Source organism: Ramlibacter henchirensis (genome assembly GCF_004682015.1).
GTDB lineage: Bacteria > Pseudomonadota > Gammaproteobacteria > Burkholderiales > Burkholderiaceae_C > Ramlibacter > Ramlibacter henchirensis.
Genome location: NZ_SMLM01000002.1, coordinates 850,340 through 869,270, shown reverse-complemented (window position 1 = coordinate 869,270; position 18,931 = coordinate 850,340). Strand labels below are relative to the sequence as shown.

Genomic DNA, 18,931 nt, shown 5'->3' with positions numbered 1-18,931 from the left:
CGCCGCCCTACCGCTGCTGAATGTGTACTTGCTTTGACGGTGGCTGCGTCAGCTGTTTCGCCCCACGAGGCGCGCAGTCCAGGAGCCGGAGCGAACCTTTTTCGTGACTTCGGCGCGCAGCAGCTCGAGAACGACCTCGGCAGCGGGAGTAAGCGACCGAGTGCTCGAATAGCAGACGGAGACTTTCCAGCTGAGGGCAGGGTTGATGATGGGCAGTGCGACAACGTCCCCCGCGCGTTGCGCAACGTCTACCGACGCTTGCGGAAGAATGGCAGTACCCAACCCGCATCGGGCGAGCTCGACCATGACGGACGTCGCACTGACCTCAATGATATGAGGTTTGGTGAACTGCAGGCCATCCAGTAGGTCACGTAGCACGTGCGGCCTGTGCGGGAGAACCAACGGCGTCGATTGGAGCTCCTGCGCTTCCATAAAAGTCTGGCCGGCATTGATGCTCTTGACACTCCGTATCGCGCAAAGGTCTTCAACCAAGAGAGGCTCGTGCGTCAGGATCTTGCTAGGGCGCGGCTCGAAAAGGATCGCCAAGTCAAGGCTGCCGCTCAGCAGCCATTCATGAAGCAGTGCGCTAAAGCCCTCTGCAATCCGCACTTGCACCATGGGGTACGCAGTTCTCAGATCCTCCAAGAACTCGGCCGAGATGAAGCGGGTTGCAGGAACTGGCAAGCCGATACTGACGGCTCCGGAAGCAGTGCTGCTTTTGCCCTTCAACAAGAAGTCGTGCCGCAATGACTCGAAGTCGGCCAACATGCGCTGGCACCGCTCAAGAAAGTCTATTCCATCAATGGTGAGTTCCACGCCGTGCCCAAACCGGTGGAAAAGCTTCAAGTTGAGCTCTTCTTCCAGCAGTCGGATTTGCCGACTCAAGGCTGGCTGACTGACGTGCAGAAACGTCGCGGACCGCGTGAAGCTACGGAGTTCGGCAATATGGACAAAAGTGCGAATTTGACGGAGATCCAAGCATCTTCTCCTGAGCAGGCGTCACGTTCGCGCGGCATCACCCTTGGTTATACCGCATGCGACTTGTTCCATCGCCTCCTCAGCTGGCGACACCGCAGCAAGATGTCTAAGGCGCGCTACCGAGCCGGGAAATGGGCGACTGTGTCGCGGAAGTACTTCAGCACCGCAGATTGATCGGAACCTACGATAAAAAAGCTGATGCCCTCGCCCATGAAAGTCGAGCACTCGGAAGGGTCAGTAACGAAAATGCCTAGCGGCTTTCTCGCCTCCGCACATAGCCGGGCGACCCGGGCGACGGCCGCGCGAACCGGCGCGGCATCGATCGAAGTACAGCCGTAGGACACGGCAAGGTCCGCTCGACCGATGAGAAAAGCGTCCGCCCCGGGATGGGAGACAGTCTGCTCGAACGCGTCCACCGCAGCCGCGTCCTCGATCTGGCCAATGATCGCAATAGCGGCGTCTGCCTCGGCCAACAGCTGCGGCATCGGGCGCGTCCCATAGCCGCCCGCCCGCGGGGAGTTGGAGTAGCCACGGCTGCCTCCGTATGTGGAGGCGTGCCGTACAGCAGTGATTGTGTCGGCATCCGTGATGTGCGGCACGATGATGCCGTTCGCTCCCAGATCCAACACGTCCTGAATCGTGTGTGCAAGAGTGTTGGGCAGTCGCACGACCACGCCCAACCCCGCGGCTCGGCCCGCCATGACGCAGACATCCAACTGGGCACGGTCGAACGGCGCGTGTTCCGCGTCGAGTGCGACAAAGTCGAGGCCGGTCTTGCCCAAGACCTCAACGACGGCGTGCGCGGGCGTCTTTACGAAAGTCCCAACCGTGGGTAGCCGCGCGAGCAGCCGCGAGCGGAAGCCCTCTGCGCTCACCTGGACTCCTGTTGCTGAACTTGCCAAGTCACATCTTTGACCGTGCCTCGGTCGGCGCGGCGAGGGCGGCTTTCATTCGGTTCCTCGGTCACGTCTCTTGAGTTTGTTCGATTCATCCCCGGAAGGTGCGGCCATCGGATCGACGGCGAAAAATGCCCGTGACCCACCTACGGAGCCATGCAGCCATTCCCACCGGAGGATCGTTACGCACAGCATCATCGGTTGCGGTGGCGGTCTCCGCAGTGGACGACGCAGCCTCCGGCGGCCCCCCCAGCGCAGATTGAAGGTTCTGCGAAAAATCGTTGGCGATCCGCTCGAGGACAGGCACGGCCATCGCAGTCAACATTTTGCTCATGGACCCTGTGACCTCGGCGCTGAGGATCATGCGCATCGTCGTTCCCCCGAGCGCTGGCGATAGACGGAACGAACCTTCGCCGTGGAATGGCTCGTAGGTAGCCTTTAGCGTAAAGTCCGCACCTTCGCCCGGCAGCCATCGCGCGACATGCACCGCCAGCTCGACGGGGCGAGAGAAAGGGCCCATCTGAATGTCTAGCGTCCACAGCGAGTCGTCCGAGCCGCTTTCTTCATGCCTGACATAGCCGGGCATCTGGGCGGCCCAATTGCCGACCTCCTTCACGAAGTCCCATACTTCCGTCGCCGGGGTGCGGACAATGACCTCGCGTTGCGCGGAAATCATCGTTGGACCTTCGGGGCGAGCCGCTTCGCCTCTCTGGCCGCCTCGATACCGGCGATGTAGCCGAATGTCATCCCAGGTCCCAACGTGGCACCGCGACCGGGATAGCCGGGTCCCATAATGCTCGCTGCCACGTTGCCCACCGCGTACAGGCCGTCGATTGCCTGGCCGCGAACATGAAGCACTTGTGCGCGCGTGTTGGTGCGCGGACCGCCTTTTGTGCCGAGTGCGCCGATGTGGATCTGCACGGCATAAAAAGGCGCCTTCTCGATGGTTCCGAGGTTGGGAAACGTCGCCTCCTTGTCGCCCTGCGACTGGTCGTAGCGGCTCATACCTTTCTGGAACTTAGAGTCCCTTCCGCCGCGCACGTCAGCGTTCCACTGCTCCACAGTCGCCAGCAACTGCTTGCTGTCTATGCCGGTCTTCTGCGCGAGTTCCTCTATGGAGTCGGCTTTGATCAGCCACGGAGGATCGCGATCTTCCGGCATGGTGGTGCCTAGCACGTATTGGGCGCGGTACTGGCTGTCCATCACTGCCCAGGCGGGCAGGTTCTGGAACACTGGACCATCTGTTCGGATTTCGCGGAACACGCGGCCCAATGAGTTGTAATTTGCGGCCTCGTTCGCGAAGCGCCGTCCGCCCGCGTTGACCCAAATGACATGCGGCCCGTTTCGTTCCGCGAGCGTGGGGCGGCTGAGCGGCCTTCCCTCGTAGGTCTCGCCCGGAATCATCAACGAGGGGTAATGCCAGATCTCCGCCATGTTCGCGAGGTCTGCGCCCACCTCCATTGCCATCAAAAGGCCGTCGCCCTCATTGAAGGGGGGGGAATTCGGGCTCTCGATGGGTGACGGCAGGAATTGCGCCTGCAAGCGTGGATTCCACTCGAACCCGGCGCTCGCGAGGATGACGGCTGCGCGGGCACGCACGCTCATCTTACCGCCCGCGGCCTGCTCGCCCTCCACTCCAACGACCCGATCGCCCTCCATCAGCAACTTGCGTACCCGAGATTCGAGCAAGATCGGAATGCCGCGATCCAGCACGGCCTTGAGGAGCCCGGCCGCCAGTGCCTGGCCAATCGTGACGATGCCCTTCATCATGCGATCGGCGGCCAGATCCTGCGGCACAAGCCACGGCCGATAGAAAGCGTCGTATTCGCCGAAAGCTTCTTGCCGTGTTAGCGGAAACGAGAAAGAACTCGGCGGTCGCAGGCGCGTCTTCCACTCCCCGAGCAAGTTGGTGTCGAAAGGCTGGGGCTCCATAGACCTGCCGCCGAACTTGCCCCCAGGCAACTCAGGCTGGTAGTCGGTTGCCGTCATAGCGTCGAACACGAGCGGTGTATGGGCCTCAAGATACTTGATCATCGTCGTGGCCGTGTCGACGAAGGTCTCAAGCATCTTCGGGTCGGTAGTTCCCATGACCAGTTGATTGAGGTAGGTCAGGGCTTCCGCGCGCGAGTCGGAAAACCCGAGCGCACCCATCCGGTGATTCACGGGGATCCAGATGCCGCCTCCGGAAACGGCGGTCGTGCCGCCCACCTTATTCGTACGCTCGATGATCACGACCTCGGCACCATTGTCGTGCGCAAGGATCGCTGCCGTCATTCCCGCAGCCCCCGATCCGACGACTATGACATCCGTCTCCTGATCCGCGGGCGGGTGCCCCGTAACAGCGCGGTCGCTCATGCTCAATCCAGTAGGTAAATCACGATTTGAAATCCGCAGCCTGGTGCTCCACCAAGTGCTTGTAGTCGTCTCGCATCGGCGCAAAAACGTCCAGATTGAGCGCGACCTCGTCGCCCACCGGTTCCACGTAGTGCACCACACGCGGTGGAACACGCAGCATGCATCCTGGCGTCATGTAGAACACTTCATTGCCCACGTGGTAGTTGAATCTACCTTGTACGCAGACGACCAGTTGCTCGAACTCGTGCTGGTGCGGTCGCACATCAAGCCCCGGAGAGAGCCAGTTCATCACGAGGATGCTGTCCTCGCCGCGAAAACCGCAGCGCTCCACGCCCTGCCGCACCACTTCGCGCGGCATCTCGTTCCAGTTGTACATCGTCGCCATGTCAGAGCTCGTCTACGACGGCCGTTCCGAACCCTGCGGGCGACACGATCTCCAGCACCTCGAGGTCGTCGCTGTGGCGGATTTCCCGATGCTTCACGCCCGGTGGCTGGAATGCGGAATCGCCGGCTTCCAGCATGACCTTGCCGATGTCTTCGTACTCGAACTCGACCCAGCCTTTCAGCACGTAAAAGAGTTGGAAACCGACCGTATGGGTGTGCCAGGTAGGCTTCGCTTCCTTGCCTGGGATCGCACGGATCACATGCGCTCCGAACATCCCGCCAGTGGCGTCGTTGACTCCCGTATCACGGTATTCGAAGAATTCGCGCAGGCCGCGGTCGAAGCCCGTTCCGTCCCTGGGCGCATGTTTGATGGTCGTTTGAAGTTTCATGGAGGCTCCTGTCAAGCTTGCGTGGGCCACTCTGCGGCAAGCGCCTCGAGCGCCTCGTTCGCGGCGGGCCAGCCGCCGTAAAGTGCTGTGGTGAGGATACTTTCCTGCACCTCAACGCGAGAGAGGCCGATTCGCTTGGCAGCGCCCATCCAGCGCCGGGCCATCTTGATTCGGCCGATCACCGTGCTCATGACGATGACGGACAGCACCTTCGCACGCAGCGGGATTAAGTTGCGCTCCGTGAAGAGGTAGCCGAATACCCACGTTACCATCTGCTTTCGGAAGTTGTCTCCCTTCGGCAAGGAGATATCATCGAAGTCCCCGTCAGGATTACCAAACAGGGTCTCTGCCATCTTGCAGGCTTCAACGTAAAGGTCGCGGCGCGTTTCGCGGCTAGGTCCGGTGCCTGCCTGCTCGCCAGTGATGTTGCGTCGCTTCTCGAAGACTTCGTCCATCATCATCAAGGAACCGCGCGATACGGGGAAACCGCCCACATGGGAGATGACTGCACCAAGTTCTTTGAGTTGGTCTTCCGACCATCCGAGATTGCGGCACGCATTCGTCCATGTAGGCAGCACACCTTCGCGCATCAGCACGCCCAATGCGGAAACGACCAGAAGGCCGCGCGTCTTCAGGTCCAGCCCGTCACGTCCGTAGTACTGGCCGAAGATGTACACACTGCAGCGATCTGCGTAGATGTCGTTGCCCCCCTTTTCCCCGATCAGGCCCCACCTCCCAAACAACGGGTACTGCACCTGCTCAAGCGCCTCGTCCAAGAATTCGGGACTGAAGCCCTCGTTGTGCATGCTCCGAGATGTGACATGCGGGTTGTTGATGAAATCTGGGTCGAATTCGCCCACATAGAGGCTGTGAACATGATGACCTTGCGCCACCATTTCGGTCTTTGGTTTAACGACTGCCATTGTGTCCGCCTTCCTGCGATGTGATAAGCCGGGCGGTGCATTCGCACGGCTTGGACGTCAGGGACTGTAGGCGCGTAAGCTGCACGCTGCCAATATCAAGTGCCCCCACCTGCTATAACCAATTTCGATGGGGCGTCGCTGCGGACCTCTCGGTCGCGCACACGGCGGGGGCCCGAGCAATTTAGACAGCTCACATGCGGGGCATGCTCAGGTGATGCGCGACCATCGCGGCCGCCGTAGTTCCATAGTGGTCCAGCAGGTACGCCTCGCGGGTGCCGCTGCGCTGGCCCTCGAGAGCCTGCCGCACCGAGCGCTGCATCCGATTCCAGGCCTCCACCAGCTCGGGCGCGCGCGGCAAGCGTTTCCACGCGGCCGGCATGGGTCGTATGCGTCCATTCGCGCTGCCCACCGCGTCGTGCGTTCGTCGCAAGCGACGCTCGCCGCCGTTGACATTTCTGCACCCTTGGCAGCTTCACGGAATCCACTTAAAAATCCGGAAAAGCTTTTTAGAGAATCGGAGCCACTGCTCAGGTAAGTACGCGCGCGTCTTCACCAACGTGTCGCGACAATGTCGGTGGCGCCGTGCAGGGCGGCGCATCCTCACCGACTGGCCGGATCTCATCGCGGGCAACCTGTTCCATGGACGCGACCTGAAGCGGACGATCGCGCTCGACGCGCTGTCGCATCGACCTGCGCGGAGGGGTTCAAGCTCGACCCGGAGCGCACGGTCCGCGTGCTCTTTCCGGACCCCCGGCGCGTACGGCGGGCCGAAGCTTCTGCGCGTTTAGGCGACGCTCCTGGTTTCCCGAAGGTCACGTCGAGGGATCTGAACGGTGGTTCCTGCCGCACCCGTACGGGGGACCAAATTGAGGTTAGCGCGCCTTAGCTCTCCGCCGTCTCCAGGCTGGATCTGATTGTCTCTACTGCGGCGTCATCTCGACATCTGCCTTCGCCGACGCTGCCTTGAGACCGCGGACACGACATGGGGTGGAGTGCTTCTGGAGCCTGCAAGGACTGGCCATCCCGCCAGCGATTCGTGCGACAGCCAGCGCACCGGATCTTCGAGCACCGCCTACGTAAGAGCGTCGCACGCAGGACGGAAGTGTTCGGCTACCCGGCGGAGCAGAGGCCATTTGGTGTATCCAGTCACAAGGACTGCCTGCTTGGTGAGGCTGCCGCAGCGGAATAGTTCAAGTGGTGTCCATTAATCGTGGGGAGAGGCATTTGAGTGGGTCTTCCGGCTGTCAACGTATACCTGGGGCACGGACTCCATATGAGCGGTGTTCCATCAACACTCCGATGAGTGCTTCAGCATACGGCGGCAAGGCCTCGAAGCCCCTGGTGTAATCCTTGAGGTCGCTGCGCCGGGGTGCCTTGCGGCCTCTTGCGCCAGCAGAAAGGAACCCTTCAAATTCGTGTCGAACACGCGCTGCACTTGCTCGGGGTTCTGCGAGAGGAAGCGCTCGACGTAGATGATGCCCGCGCAATTGAGATCGGCACCTGACGCATGACCTCGGCGGCGGTCCCGTTTTCGTCGAGTTGGCTCGGCAGGCGCGAGCGGCGATTTCTACAACCTGCGGAGCGGGCGGCGGACGACCGCGAAGGCACGCTTGTTGGAGTGCTTCCGGCAACTGGACTCAAGAGATCAGGCGGCCGTTCTTACGTTGGCGACTGGACTTGCGAGCTGGTACTTACCTCTGCCGAGCACGCCTGATTGAGCTGACGAGCGCGCGCAGCCCTGCGGGGCACTCGGGGCACCGCGCCCTTGCCCCGGCTCGGAGCGAACCGCTCCAGCCTTCCGAGACGACGAGGCACTAGCCCTGGTTCGAACTGTCCGTGGTGGAACGAATTGGACGCACCTGCATCTCCGACGGGCGATGTGTGCAGGGTAGGGAGCACCGGAGCGTTCCCCGAGCTGTTCCCCTAAGGTGGCCGCGTCGAAGCTCCTGAGCCAAGACCTACGCATTGCGAGTCCGTCGGTGAGAGTCCGAGATTCACGGCGAACGTACTGCATCACGCTGCGGCCGCCGACGGCTGAAGTGCGGGTCACATCCAGGTGAGAAGCTGGCCCCCGTCGACCGGAATCACGGCGCCGGTGATGTACCGACCCGCGTCCGCTGCGAGCAGCAGGCTCGCTCCGTCCAGGTCACCCATGTCGCCGAAGCGCCGCTGCGGAATGCGTTGCCGGATGTGCTCAGCCAAGCCGGCGTCTTCGAACTGATCGTGCATGTCCGTCTCGATGTTTCCAGGTGCCAGTGCGTTCACGCGGACGCCCTTGGATGCGAGTTCGAGCGCCATGATCGAGGTGAGATGCAGGAGCCCCGCCTTGCTCGCGCCATAGCTTGCCAGCCGACCCGCCGCGCGCAAGCCCGACGTCGACGCGACATTGATGATCGAGCCCGACCCACGTTGCGCCATGTGCTTCGCAGCCTCTTGTGCAAGCAGGAACGCGCCCTTCAGGTTCGTGTCGAACACGCGTTGCACTTCCTCGGCGTCCTGCAGCAGGAATCGCTCCACGTAGATGATGCCTGCGCAGTTGAACAGGACGTCTATAGGGCTGCCGAGGAGCTGTTCAGCCTTGCCCCACGCCTGAAGGATGCTCGCCGGCTGTGTGACGTCGAGCGCCACGGGCCATGCGGCCAAGCCCTCACCACGCATGCCTTCAACGGCATGCGCGAGCTTGTCTTCGCGGCGGGCGGCGAGCACCACCCGCGCTCCCGCCCTGGCCAGCGTCCGAGCCGTGTGCTGGCCGATACCGCTCGACGCGCCCGAGATGAAGGCCGTCTTCCCGGAGAGGCTGAACAATTGTTCCTGGATGCTCATTTCTTCAGTCCTTCCGATGGAGTCCGGGTACCCGTACGTAGGGGGTCTTTGCCGGGTCCGGCGGGGCTGTCATGCACGATTCGGCCCGCGTCCAGCGTGTTGATCTTGTCGCCCGGGATGTCCATCAGGATCCGGCTGCGTTCGGGCGACAACAGGGCGGTCAGATGTTGGACGGGGCGCGCGTCCCGGTCGTGCATGAGGCGTACCAGCTTGATCAGTGGCGCGCCAAGCTCTACCTGCAGGTGCGCGGCCACGTCAGGGCTCGCCGCCTGGGCGGAGATCTCCTGAACAACGCGGCCGAACTGCACGCCGAGGTCTTGCATGATTTCGTACAGTGCCCCCTTGCGCATCGCAGCAGGAGTGATCCGCTTGCCCACGCTGCCGGGCACCCAGGCCTCGGTGAACATGATCGGCACCCCGTTGGAGCTTCGCACCCGGAAGACATGCAAGGCGGGCTCGCCAGCTGCCAGGCGCAGCAGCGCTGCAATGTCCGGAAAGGGAGCGACACGCTGGGTGTGCAGCACGCGAACCTCCGTTTCGACTGCCACCTTGCGCAGCGAATCCAGCACACCTAGGGTGGGCATCGAGCGCACCTGCTGTGGGCCGCCTGTGACGTAGGTGCCTCGACCGTGGCGCCGCTCTACCAGCCCGAGTACCGCCAGGTCAGCGAGTGCCCGGCGAACCGTGATGCGCGAGACCCCGAAGCGCGCGCAGAGGTCTTCTTCTTTTGGGAGCGCACCGGCGTCCGCATACACCCCGCGAGCGATCTCGTCGCGCAGCACCATGAACAACTGGCGATGGAGCGCCATTCCGGCGGAACGGGCCACGGCTGTCTCGCGGGAGGAAATGAACTGGTTCATGTTGAGGTGCAGGTGGCATCTGAGCAGCGATCAAGCTTAGCGAGGGCATTCCGAACCTGCGGATCTCGCCCTTGACTCCGACGGGAGTTAATAATACTATAACAACAGTACAACTTCAGCAAGAGAACTCCCGTGAGTCCATCTGCCTCGCTGCGCCAGCAGCTTGCCTCGCGCCGGATGCTCGTCGCTCCGGGCGCCTACGACGCCGTCGGCGCGCGGCTGATCGCCCAGGCTGGGTTCGGCGCCGTCTACATGACCGGCGCCGGAACCTCGGCCGCATGCGGCTTCCCCGACTTCGGTCTGCTCTCCATGAGTGAAATGGTGGAAAACGCCGCCCGGATGGCAGCGGCGGTGGAAGTGCCGCTGATCGCGGATGCCGACACCGGCTACGGCAACGAGCTGAACGTCACGCGCACGGTCAGAGCCTATGAAGCGCGTGGCGTGGCGGCAATCCACATCGAGGACCAGGAGTCGCCGAAGCGCTGCGGGCACCTCGACGGCAAGGTCGTGATTCCGCGAGAGGAGTTCGTTTCCAAGATCCGCGCCGCCACGGAAGCTCGGCGCTCGGCTGACTTCGTCATCATCGCGCGCACCGATTCGCGGGCAACGCTTGGCCTGGATGAGGCAATCTGGCGCGCGAATGCCGCGCTTCGCGCTGGAGCGGACATCGCGTTCGTGGAAGCCGCGCAGTCCCTGGAGGAACTCGCTGCCATCCCCACGCAGATCCAGGGCCCGTGTCTGCTGAACGTTGTCCAGGGCGGCAAGACGCCCGCCATCAGCATGGAACGAGCGGAAGAGATGGGATACAAGCTCGCCATCGTGCCCGGGCTCATGTTGATGGCGGCCGTGAAAGCCGGGGAAGCGGCACTCGCGCAACTGCGCTCGACGGGGCTGCCGCCCGACGCAGGCATGACAGTCGGCGAACTGTTTCAGCGCTTCGGCTCCGACGAGTGGAACGACTTGCGTGAACGCTTCAACGCGGGCGCGCGCAGCTGACATTACCGATCAACGCCTGCTCCCTAGGGCAGGGCTCTGCCCTCTAACAATTTGAAAGAGACAAACAGTGTTCGAATCCATTCGCCATCGAGTCCTCGCGCTTTTGCTGCCCACCCTTGCACTCATCGGGGTGCCCGCAATTGCGCAGCCAGTTTGGAAGCCTACCGGCCCAGTGACGATCGTCGTGCCGTACAGCCCGGGAGGTGGTACGGACGTCCAGGCACGCGCCGTGGCCAGGGAGCTCTCCAGCATCTGGGGGCAGTCGGTGATTGTCGAAAACGCGCCCGGTGCAGACGGTCTCATCGGTACGCGAAAGGTGATTGCCGCAAAGCCGGACGGCCAAACCTTGCTGGTCCAGACGTACGCAGTCACCCTATCGAAGCATCTCCCGGCAGCTAAAGGGTTCGATCCGATGCCGCAGCTCATTCCGGTGTCCGTGTTTTCACAGAGCCCCGGCGTGTTCGTCGCCAATCCGAAACTGCCCGGCAAGACGCTTGCAGAGGTCATTCGCCACTGCAAGACTGCTGCGAAGCAGTGCTCCTTCGGTACGACAGAAACCGTCGCTCGCCTGCAGGCCCAGATGATGCGGGCAGACATGGGACTTGACTTGGTGGTTGTGAACTACAAGGGCAGCGGTCAAGTGATCACCGATCTCGTAGCGGGCAACGTTGACCTTGCGATCATGGGTGTCACTGCTGCGCTGCCCCACTACAAGAGCGGCGGAGTCAAGGTGCTGGCGACTCTCGGGAGCAAGAGAACGTCGGCGACACCTGAAGTGCCATCGACCGTCGAAGCCGGGTTTCCCGCCCTGGATCAGGTCACTTGGTTCGGGCTGTTTGCGCCGAAGGGAACGCCCCAGACCGTGGTGGATGCTCTGGCCGCTGCAACCTCGCAAGCCATCAAGGGTGAGACTGCGGCCAGGACGTTCTCGACGCTAGGTGCCGACGTTCTGGACGCCTCTCCTTCTGAGTCCGCCTCGATGGTGCGCAGGGAGATCGAACGGATGGATGCTCTTGCAAAGCGTTTTCCGCTGACCGAGTAACGGGTCGCCACAAATGACTGCAAAGTTCGATGTTCAAGCTCGCCACACTCAGTTGATATGAGCGCGCAAACACTGTTCGACAAGCTCTGGACCGCGCACGTGGTACGCGAGTTCGGCGATGACTGGGCGCTGCTCCACGTCGATCGGCACCTGATGCATGACCTCGGTGGCGGTCCCGTTTTCGTGGAATTGGCGAAACGTGGGCTGAAGGTGCACAACCCGGAGCTCACCTTCGCCACGCCGGACCACGCCGTTGCAAGCACACCGGGCCGCGTCAGCACCACGTTTCCGCTCGGCGGGAAACTGCACGAAGCATTGCGCAGCGGTGCGCAAACCGCCGGCGTGCAGTTCTTCGACATCGGCGAACCGGGGCACGGGATCGTGCACGTGATGGCGCCGGAGCAGGGCATCGCGCTGCCGGGCCTGTCGGTGGTCTGCACCGACAGCCACACGTGCACGAACGGCGGCATCGGTGCGCTGGCGTTTGGGATCGGCACGTCCGAGAGCGTGCACGTGCTCGCGACGCAAACCGTTCGCCTGAAGAAGCCGGCGCAGATGCGGATCCGCTGCGAGGGTCGGCTCGCACCTGGGGTGACTGCCAAGGATCTCGCGCTCCACCTCATCTCGCGTTTGGGCGCCGCGGCCGGCACCGGGTACGCGATCGAATTTGCGGGCACCGCGGTCGAAGCGCTCGACGTCGAGGAGCGCCTGACGCTCTGCAATCTCGCGGTGGAGCTGGGAGCGCGCTTCGGCATCGTGGCGCCGGACGAGCGCACCCTCGCCTGGGTCCGCGGTCGGCCGAAGGCGCCGCAGGGCGAGACATTCGAAGCGGCGGCGAGCTACTGGCGCACCTTGCACACGGATGCGGATGCGGTCTTCGCGCGGGAAGAAGTCTTCGATGCCCGCGATGTGGCGCCCATGGTGACGTGGGGCACGAGTCCACAGGACGCCGTTCCCGTGACGGGCCGCGTTCCCGCGGCTGCTGCCGCAGCTGCGCCGGATGCGCAGGCAGGCCTCGAGTACATGGGGTTGCATGCCGGCACGCCGATCGCCGGCACGCCTGTGGATTGGGTGTTCATCGGCTCCTGCGCGAATTCGCGCCTGTCGGACCTGCGTGCTGCAGCGCTCGTCGCGCGCGGCCGGCATGTCGCGCCGGGAGTGACCGCATGGGTGGTCCCCGGCTCGGAATCCGTGAAGCGCGCCGCCGAGGCAGAAGGCCTGCGCCAAGTGTTCACCGATGCGGGCTTCCAGTGGCGCGAGCCGGGCTGCAGCATGTGCGTCGCCGCGAACGGCGAGCAGGTGCCGCCGGGCAAGCGCTGCGTCTCGACCTCGAACCGCAACTTCGTGGGACGCCAGGGGCCCGGCGCGCGCACGCACCTCGCCAGCCCGGCGACCGCTGCCGCGGCAGCGATCGCCGGCCGCATCGCCGACCCGAGGACCCTGCCATGAGCCCGTTCACACGCGTCACCGGCCCGGCCGCGCCTCTTCCGAGGGACAACGTTGACACGGACGTGATCATCCGGGTCGAACGCCTGGCCGCGCTCGACCGCGACCAGCTCGGCCCGTACGCCCTGGAGGCACTGCGCTTGCGGCCCGACGGCTCGGAAGATCCGGCGTTCATCCTGAACCAGCCCCCCTTCCGCAGCGCGCCCATCCTGCTGGCCGGCGCGAACTTCGGTTGCGGCTCATCCCGGGAAGCGGCCGTCTGGGCTCTCATGGGCCGCGGCATCCGCTGCGTGATCGCGCCCAGCTTCGGCGACATTTTCTTCAGCAACTGCTTCCAGAACGGCTTGCTGCCCATCCGGCTGCCGCTCGGACGCGTCCAGGCAATCGCGACGGCCGCTGCCGCTGGTGCCCCGTTCACGGTGGACCTCCAGCAGTGCACGATCAGTTCGCCCAGCGGAGAGGTTATCCCGTTTGAAATCGACGCCCAGAAGCGCGAAGCGCTGCTGCTCGGTCTGGACGAGATTCAGCTGACCCTGCGCGACGATGAAAGCATCCGGGCTTGGCAACATGAGGACCAGGATCACAGACCCTGGGCCTGGCTGTCGCACCCGGCACCCCGTCCCTCCCGGGCCTGAGCTCGGACCCTCTCACGTTCAAAGGAGAGAAACAGTGATCCAACTCATCAAGCGTCGCGCCGTCGCGCTCATCCTGCCTTCCCTCGCACTGGCGGCAGTTCCCGCTTTCTCACAGCAAACGTGGAAGCCCGACGGCCCCGTGACGATCGTCGTGCCTTACAGCCCCGGAGGCGGCACGGATGCCCTGGGTCGCGCTGTAGGCAAGGAGCTCTCGAGCATCTGGGGCCAGCCGGTGATTATTGAGAACGTGCCTGGCGCGGACGGTCTGATCGGCACGCGCAAGGTGATCGGTGCGAAGCCGGACGGCCAGACCCTGCTGCTCCAAACGTACGCAGTTACCCTGGCAAAGCATCTCCCCTCGGCCAACGGTTTCGACCCCATGCCGCAGCTGGTTCCGGTCTCCGTCTTCTCTCAGATTCCCGGCGTCTTCGTGGCCAATCCGAAATTGCCCGGCAAAACGCTTGCGGAGGTGATTCGTCACTGCAAGACGGCTGCGAAGCCGTGCTCCTTCGCTACCACCGAGAGTGTGGCCCGCCTGCACGCACAGATGCTCCGTGCGGATGAGGGGTTGCACAACCTGATTGTTGTGAACTACAAGGGTGGCGGTCAGGTGATCACCGATCTGGTTGCTGGAAACGTGGACATGGCGATCATGGGTATCACTGCCGCCATGCCGCACTACAAGAGCGGCGCACTCAAGGTTCTGGCGACTCTCGGAAACAAGCGAACTTCGGTTACTCCCGAGGTCCCGTCCACCGCCGAAGCCGGGTTACGTAGTCTGGACCAGGTCACCTGGTACGGCCTGTTTGCACCGAAGGGAACGCCGCAGAACGTGGTTGATGCGGTGGCTGCGGCAACGGCCCGGGCTGTCAAGGGCGAGGCTGCTACGAAGACTTTCTCGACTCTCGGTGCAGAGGTCCTGGAAACGTCCTCCGCCGAGTCGGCCTCGATCACCCGTAAGGAGATCGAGCGCATGGATGGTCTTGCGGCCCGCTTTCCACTGGATAAGTAACGCTGTCCGGTGACCAAGGAATTTCGATGACCACCACTACTTTCTCTCCGGCCGCCGTGCACCCAAAAGCGGCGTGGCGTCCCGCCGACCTTGAACGCGACACGAGCTGGATCACTCGGCTCGAAGGCGCCGACACGATGGACATGCTGCGTGTCCTCCAGGCCAGCCACGTTCCCGGCAAGTCTCTTCTGGAGTACCGGCGCAGCGATTTCTCGTTCGCAGCCACGACGCTGGCCCACATCCGGCGTACGTTCGACGAAGCGCAGCACGGCCGCGGTGTGGCCCTCCTGAAGGGATTGCCGCGCGAGGGCCTGTCGCCCGAGCAGTTTGAGCTTCTCACCTGGGCCATCGGTCTGCATTTCGGAGTGGCGCGGCCGCAGGACAAGCAGAGCCGCTACATGAACAAGGTGATGGACGTTGGCACCGTCTATCGGAGCGCGGGCGGCCGAGGCTACTCGTCCAATGCGGAACTGGATTTCCATGTGGACGGAAGCGACGTCGTGCTCCTGAGTTGCTACAACCAGGCACCGGTGGGCGGCGACAGCATGTGCAGCAGCGCGCTGACCGCGCTACAGCAGATGCGCCAGGAACGGCCGGACCTCGCGTCGGTGCTGTTCGAGCCGTTCTACTACAGCCGACAGTCAGAGCAAGCCGAGGGCAAGTCGCCAGTGATGGTGCTGCCGGTGTACGGCGAGCACGCGGGCAACGTGTTCTGCTTCTGGAACCGAAACCGAGTAGAGCAGGCGCAGAAGCTGCCCGGCGTGCCGAAGCTGACGGACAAGCAGCGCGAAGCCACTGACCTCCTGGATGACATCCTGCGCCGGCCCGACGTGATGTACTGCATGCGGCTCGAACCGGGAGACCTGCAGATTCTGAGCAACCATACGGCGTTGCACTCGCGCACCGAATTCCAGGACGACGCGGACCCGGCGAAGAAGCGGACGCTGTACCGGTTGTGGATTTCCACGCCGGACGGCCCGGTCCTGCCGCCGATGTGGTCTGAGTTCTATGGCGCGACCGCGGCAGGGATGGTGCGCGGCGGCATTCATGGCTTGGCCTATGACGAAAAATGCGTCGCCTTCGATGCGCGCCAGGCGCGCGATCTCGGCATGCACTTCGACCCGGCACTACGGCCCTGAGTGGCGGCGCGGGCTCGCTCCGAGATCAGAACTCGGGCTTGGTGCGGCCGGGAGCTTCGCGAAATCCTGCACGGAAGCAACCGTCCGAGTGTTCCGTGATACGGACAGGGCGGCTTCGCTTCCACGAAAGCTTCCATGCGCGCCAGAAGCTCGCCGAGCACTGCAACAAGGAGACGCACATGAACCGTCAGATCGTATTGACGTCACGTCCGGACGGAGTTCCGTGCCAGGAGAATTTCCGCGTTGTGGAGACTCCGCTCGACGAACCCGGCGACGGGCAGGTGCTCATCCGTCACACGTTCCTCGGGTTGGCGCCATCCGCGCGACTGCGCATGAGCGAGGAGTCTTCGTACGCGCAGCCCTTGGCTTTGGGCGACGTCGTGTATGGCCAGGCAGTCGGTGAGGTGGTGAAGTCGCACGCCCCCAGCCTCCGCGAAGGCGACACCGTGATGTCCGTGCGCGGCGGATGGCAGCAGTATTCAGTCGCCGCCGCTTCAGACCTGGTCAAGGTCGATCCGGAGGTCGCGCCGCCCAGCGTATGGCTTGGTGCGCTTGGCACTTCTGGCATGACCGCGTATGTGGGATTACTCGACCTCGGCAAGCCGCGCGAAGGCGAGACGGTGGTCGTGTCGGCTGCGAGTGGCGGTGTGGGGGCGATGGTGGGGCAGATCGCGCGACTGAAGGGATGCCGCGTCGTCGGAATTGCAGGGGGCGAAGCCAAGGCGCACCACGTAGTCGAAACACTCGGCTTCGACGCTGGCATCGATTACCGCAATCCTGATTTTGCGTTCCGCCTGAAGGCAGCCTGCCCTGACGGCGTGCATGTGTACTTCGAGAACGTGGGCGGGTCAGTGCGAGATGCGGTCTGGCCCTTGATGAACCAAGGCGGGCGAATCGTGGTCTGCGGATTGATAGCGGAGTACAACGAGGGGCGGCAAGCCGGCCCCGGCTGGTTCGGGATCTTGGCAAAGCGGCTCACGGTGCGCGGCTTCATCATGGGCGACCATTTGAATCGACGCGACGATTTTTTGCGGGATATGGGCGCCTGGTACCGCGCCGGCGACATCCACGCCCAGGAGGATGTGAGCGAGGGTCTGGACAGTGTCGTGCCGGCCTTCATCCGCATGCTGACCGGCGGCAACTTTGGCAAGACGGTCGTCAAGCTTTGAGGCCCTGCCGTTGCGGATGGCAGGCTGACTATTCGGCTCAATCCTGCGGGTACGCCGGCCCCCGTGCAACTCGGCTATTGCAAGCGCAGTTCCTCACTTGGTATCAGAGCGTTCAGGTCGTCAGGACATCGACCACCCGTTCATCCGGGTGGGCAGCCGCGCGGACTTCGAAGACATGAACCGAGCCATCGTCGCCAATAGGATCCGCCCGGTCATCGACGAAGTGTTCGAGCTGGAGCAACTCGCCAGCGCCTTGCAGGTTCTGAGCCAAGGCGGTGTCTTCAGCAAAGTCGGCATCCGCATCCGCTGACTACGAACGCGCGGGGGGAGGGCGTGGCCGCTCAGCCGCTCGTCCCGATGCCCCTTTGTGTGCCCAGCGACTGGAGCAATCTAGTCCGTGTCTCGTCGTGCGCCGAGCCGTTGCGCCGAGAGCTTGGTGTCCTGGCTGCTGTCGAGATAGCTCAGCAGCCAGGACCGGATCCTTGTCTGACGAGTGCCGCTGCTTGCTTCAGGTTCGGCAACTCGGTAAGATACCTAACAAGCGCTTGGTCCGGTCGAGCGTGGTATTCGAGAGGGGCCAATGTGTCGGTGGGACGTGGCGGGACACTGTCTACCGATGCCTGCCTTGTGATGCCCTTCGCAACTCCCAACATCAAGGGGCATGAAATGAAGTCCGAGATCGCCACAGACACCACCGACGAGCTGGAGGCCTTCCGCCGCACCACCCGCGAGTGGCTGGAGGCGAATTGCCCGTCTGAGATGCGACGCCCGGCAACGAGCGAAGCAGATATTTGCTGGGGCGGCCGCCGTTTCACCTTCCAGAGCGAGGCGCAGAAGCAGTGGATGCAGCGGATGGCGGAGCGCGGATGGACAGTGCCCACCTGGCCGCGGGAGTACGGCGGAGGCGGTCTCACGCGCGACGAGGCTGTCGTTTTGCAGCAGGAGATGGCCGCGCTCGGCTGCCGCCCGCCCCTTCAGAACAACGGCACCTGGATGTTCGGGGCGGCGCTGCTGAAGTACGGTAGCGAAGCGCACAAGCGCGAGCACCTGCCGCTGATTGCACGCGGCGAAATCCGATGGGCTCAAGGGTATTCGGAGCCCGGCGCCGGTTCGGACCTTGCTTCGCTCTCCACCCGGGCCGACGTGCATGACGATCACTTCGTCGTCAACGGACAGAAGGTCTGGACTTCGTTCGCCGATCAGTGCGACATGATCTTCTGCCTGGTTCGAACGGATGCTGCGCAGAAGCACACTGGCATCAGCTTCCTGCTGATCGACATGAACACCCCCGGCGTACGGACCCGGCCGATCCGGCTCATCTCCGGCAAGTCCCCGTTCTGCGAGACGTTCTTCGACGACGTGCGCGTGCCGCGCGCCAACCTCGTGGGCGACCTCAACGCCGGCTGGACCATCGCCAAGTACCTGCTCACGCACGAACGGGAGATGGTCAGCTCGATCTACGAACGCAGAGCACCGCCACCACTCGGACGCTTTGCAGTCGAACGCGTGGGCCGCGATGCCCTGAATCGGCTCGATGCACCAGCGCTGCGCACGGCGATTGCCCGCTTCGAGGTGGACGAGGCTGCATTCCGTGCATGGTTGGCGATGTTCGGCGCGCAGTCGGACATCGGCGAGGCAAACCCGGCGGTCCCGTCCGCGCTCAAGTACTACGGCTCGGAACTGGCCAAACGGCGCAACGACCTGATGATGGCTGCCGGCGGCAGTGACGCGCTGGAGTGGGAAAGCGACCGGTCCGAACAGGGTGTTCTCGCGCGCACCTGGCTGCACAGCAGGAAGGCCTCCATCGAGGGTGGGACCAGCGAGATCATGCTGAACATGATAGCCAAGCGGTTGCTGGGGTTGTCCGGCACTTGAGAATCGGGA

Annotated in this window: 19 protein-coding genes; 9 read left to right on the top strand and 10 right to left on the bottom strand. The window is 63.4% G+C overall.

The annotated features are described in order from the left end of the window. Positions 1–48: 48 nt before the first annotated feature. The 10 genes from EZ313_RS16900 to EZ313_RS16855 form a co-directional block, all read right to left on the bottom strand. Positions 49–978, bottom strand: a complete 930-nt coding sequence (locus EZ313_RS16900) for a LysR family transcriptional regulator (protein ID WP_135264438.1) — start codon at positions 976–978, stop codon at positions 49–51. Between the two features lie 116 nt (positions 979–1,094). Next, positions 1,095–1,853: an HpcH/HpaI aldolase family protein gene (locus EZ313_RS16895; RefSeq protein WP_135264437.1), complete on the bottom strand. Its 759-nt coding sequence runs from the start codon at positions 1,851–1,853 to the stop codon at positions 1,095–1,097. A gap of 112 nt (positions 1,854–1,965) precedes the next feature. Continuing rightward, positions 1,966–2,550: an SRPBCC family protein gene (locus tag EZ313_RS16890; RefSeq protein WP_135264436.1), complete on the bottom strand. Its 585-nt coding sequence runs from the start codon at positions 2,548–2,550 to the stop codon at positions 1,966–1,968. Next, the gene (locus EZ313_RS16885) at positions 2,547–4,229 is read right to left on the bottom strand and encodes an FAD-dependent oxidoreductase (RefSeq protein ID WP_135264435.1); all 1,683 of its coding nucleotides are present in this window, start codon (positions 4,227–4,229) and stop codon (positions 2,547–2,549) included. Before EZ313_RS16885 ends, EZ313_RS16890 begins: the two co-directional genes overlap by 4 nt. A 19-nt stretch (positions 4,230–4,248) precedes the next feature. Then, the gene (locus EZ313_RS16880; RefSeq protein WP_135264434.1) at positions 4,249–4,614 is read right to left on the bottom strand and encodes a cupin domain-containing protein; all 366 of its coding nucleotides are present in this window, start codon (positions 4,612–4,614) and stop codon (positions 4,249–4,251) included. A gap of 1 nt (position 4,615) precedes the next feature. Beyond that, positions 4,616–5,002, bottom strand: a complete 387-nt coding sequence (locus EZ313_RS16875; RefSeq protein WP_135264433.1) for a cupin domain-containing protein — start codon at positions 5,000–5,002, stop codon at positions 4,616–4,618. Between the two features lie 11 nt (positions 5,003–5,013). Continuing rightward, entirely contained in the window at positions 5,014–5,925 is a 912-nt protein-coding gene (locus tag EZ313_RS16870; RefSeq protein ID WP_135264432.1) for a carboxymuconolactone decarboxylase family protein, read from the bottom strand. Positions 5,926–6,115: 190 nt separating this feature from the next. Next, positions 6,116–6,304, bottom strand: a complete 189-nt coding sequence (locus tag EZ313_RS16865; RefSeq protein ID WP_135264431.1) for a hypothetical protein — start codon at positions 6,302–6,304, stop codon at positions 6,116–6,118. A 1,667-nt stretch (positions 6,305–7,971) separates the two neighbouring features. Next, positions 7,972–8,748, bottom strand: coding sequence for an SDR family NAD(P)-dependent oxidoreductase (locus EZ313_RS16860; protein ID WP_135264430.1), 777 nt, complete (start codon positions 8,746–8,748; stop codon positions 7,972–7,974). Further along, on the bottom strand, positions 8,745–9,608 hold the full coding sequence (locus EZ313_RS16855; protein ID WP_135264429.1) for a GntR family transcriptional regulator: 864 nt from the start codon (positions 9,606–9,608) through the stop codon (positions 8,745–8,747). The genes EZ313_RS16860 and EZ313_RS16855 overlap by 4 nt, the downstream gene beginning before the upstream one ends. A 132-nt stretch (positions 9,609–9,740) precedes the next feature. Between EZ313_RS16855 and EZ313_RS16850 the strand changes: the two genes are divergently transcribed. The 9 genes from EZ313_RS16850 (at position 9,741) to EZ313_RS16810 (ending at position 18,922) form a co-directional block, all read left to right on the top strand. Further along, positions 9,741–10,604: an isocitrate lyase/PEP mutase family protein gene (locus EZ313_RS16850; RefSeq protein ID WP_135264428.1), complete on the top strand. Its 864-nt coding sequence runs from the start codon at positions 9,741–9,743 to the stop codon at positions 10,602–10,604. Positions 10,605–10,671: 67 nt separating this feature from the next. Beyond that, positions 10,672–11,646: a tripartite tricarboxylate transporter substrate binding protein gene (locus tag EZ313_RS16845; protein ID WP_135264427.1), complete on the top strand. Its 975-nt coding sequence runs from the start codon at positions 10,672–10,674 to the stop codon at positions 11,644–11,646. A 57-nt stretch (positions 11,647–11,703) separates the two neighbouring features. Next, the gene (locus EZ313_RS16840) at positions 11,704–13,095 is read left to right on the top strand and encodes a 3-isopropylmalate dehydratase large subunit (protein WP_135264426.1); all 1,392 of its coding nucleotides are present in this window, start codon (positions 11,704–11,706) and stop codon (positions 13,093–13,095) included. Continuing rightward, on the top strand, positions 13,092–13,727 hold the full coding sequence (gene leuD / locus EZ313_RS16835) for a 3-isopropylmalate dehydratase small subunit (protein WP_135264425.1): 636 nt from the start codon (positions 13,092–13,094) through the stop codon (positions 13,725–13,727). Before EZ313_RS16840 ends, leuD begins: the two co-directional genes overlap by 4 nt. A gap of 34 nt (positions 13,728–13,761) precedes the next feature. Continuing rightward, a complete protein-coding gene (locus EZ313_RS16830; RefSeq protein WP_135264424.1) occupies positions 13,762–14,739 on the top strand; it encodes a Bug family tripartite tricarboxylate transporter substrate binding protein in 978 nt (325 codons plus the stop codon). Positions 14,740–14,765: 26 nt separating this feature from the next. Next, positions 14,766–15,878, top strand: a complete 1,113-nt coding sequence (locus tag EZ313_RS16825; protein WP_135264423.1) for a TauD/TfdA family dioxygenase — start codon at positions 14,766–14,768, stop codon at positions 15,876–15,878. A 179-nt stretch (positions 15,879–16,057) separates the two neighbouring features. After that, the gene (locus EZ313_RS16820) at positions 16,058–17,047 is read left to right on the top strand and encodes an NADP-dependent oxidoreductase (protein WP_135264422.1); all 990 of its coding nucleotides are present in this window, start codon (positions 16,058–16,060) and stop codon (positions 17,045–17,047) included. Positions 17,048–17,144: 97 nt separating this feature from the next. Next, positions 17,145–17,357, top strand: a complete 213-nt coding sequence (locus EZ313_RS16815) for a zinc-binding dehydrogenase (RefSeq protein WP_240788681.1) — start codon at positions 17,145–17,147, stop codon at positions 17,355–17,357. Positions 17,358–17,713: 356 nt separating this feature from the next. After that, positions 17,714–18,922: an acyl-CoA dehydrogenase family protein gene (locus EZ313_RS16810; RefSeq protein ID WP_135264420.1), complete on the top strand. Its 1,209-nt coding sequence runs from the start codon at positions 17,714–17,716 to the stop codon at positions 18,920–18,922. Positions 18,923–18,931 lie beyond the last annotated feature (9 nt).

Coding starts and splice junctions, on each gene's coding strand:
- EZ313_RS16890 (WP_135264436.1), bottom strand. CDS start 2,550: ATGATTTCCGCGCAACGCGAGGTCATTGTCCGCACCCCGGCGACGGAA.
- EZ313_RS16885 (WP_135264435.1), bottom strand. CDS start 4,229: ATGAGCGACCGCGCTGTTACGGGGCACCCGCCCGCGGATCAGGAGACG.
- EZ313_RS16880 (WP_135264434.1), bottom strand. CDS start 4,614: ATGGCGACGATGTACAACTGGAACGAGATGCCGCGCGAAGTGGTGCGG.
- EZ313_RS16875 (WP_135264433.1), bottom strand. CDS start 5,002: ATGAAACTTCAAACGACCATCAAACATGCGCCCAGGGACGGAACGGGC.
- EZ313_RS16870 (WP_135264432.1), bottom strand. CDS start 5,925: ATGGCAGTCGTTAAACCAAAGACCGAAATGGTGGCGCAAGGTCATCAT.
- EZ313_RS16865 (WP_135264431.1), bottom strand. CDS start 6,304: ATGCCGGCCGCGTGGAAACGCTTGCCGCGCGCGCCCGAGCTGGTGGAG.
- EZ313_RS16860 (WP_135264430.1), bottom strand. CDS start 8,748: ATGAGCATCCAGGAACAATTGTTCAGCCTCTCCGGGAAGACGGCCTTC.
- EZ313_RS16855 (WP_135264429.1), bottom strand. CDS start 9,608: ATGAACCAGTTCATTTCCTCCCGCGAGACAGCCGTGGCCCGTTCCGCC.
- EZ313_RS16840 (WP_135264426.1), top strand. CDS start 11,704: ATGAGCGCGCAAACACTGTTCGACAAGCTCTGGACCGCGCACGTGGTA.
- leuD (WP_135264425.1), top strand. CDS start 13,092: ATGAGCCCGTTCACACGCGTCACCGGCCCGGCCGCGCCTCTTCCGAGG.
- EZ313_RS16825 (WP_135264423.1), top strand. CDS start 14,766: ATGACCACCACTACTTTCTCTCCGGCCGCCGTGCACCCAAAAGCGGCG.
- EZ313_RS16820 (WP_135264422.1), top strand. CDS start 16,058: ATGAACCGTCAGATCGTATTGACGTCACGTCCGGACGGAGTTCCGTGC.
- EZ313_RS16810 (WP_135264420.1), top strand. CDS start 17,714: ATGAAGTCCGAGATCGCCACAGACACCACCGACGAGCTGGAGGCCTTC.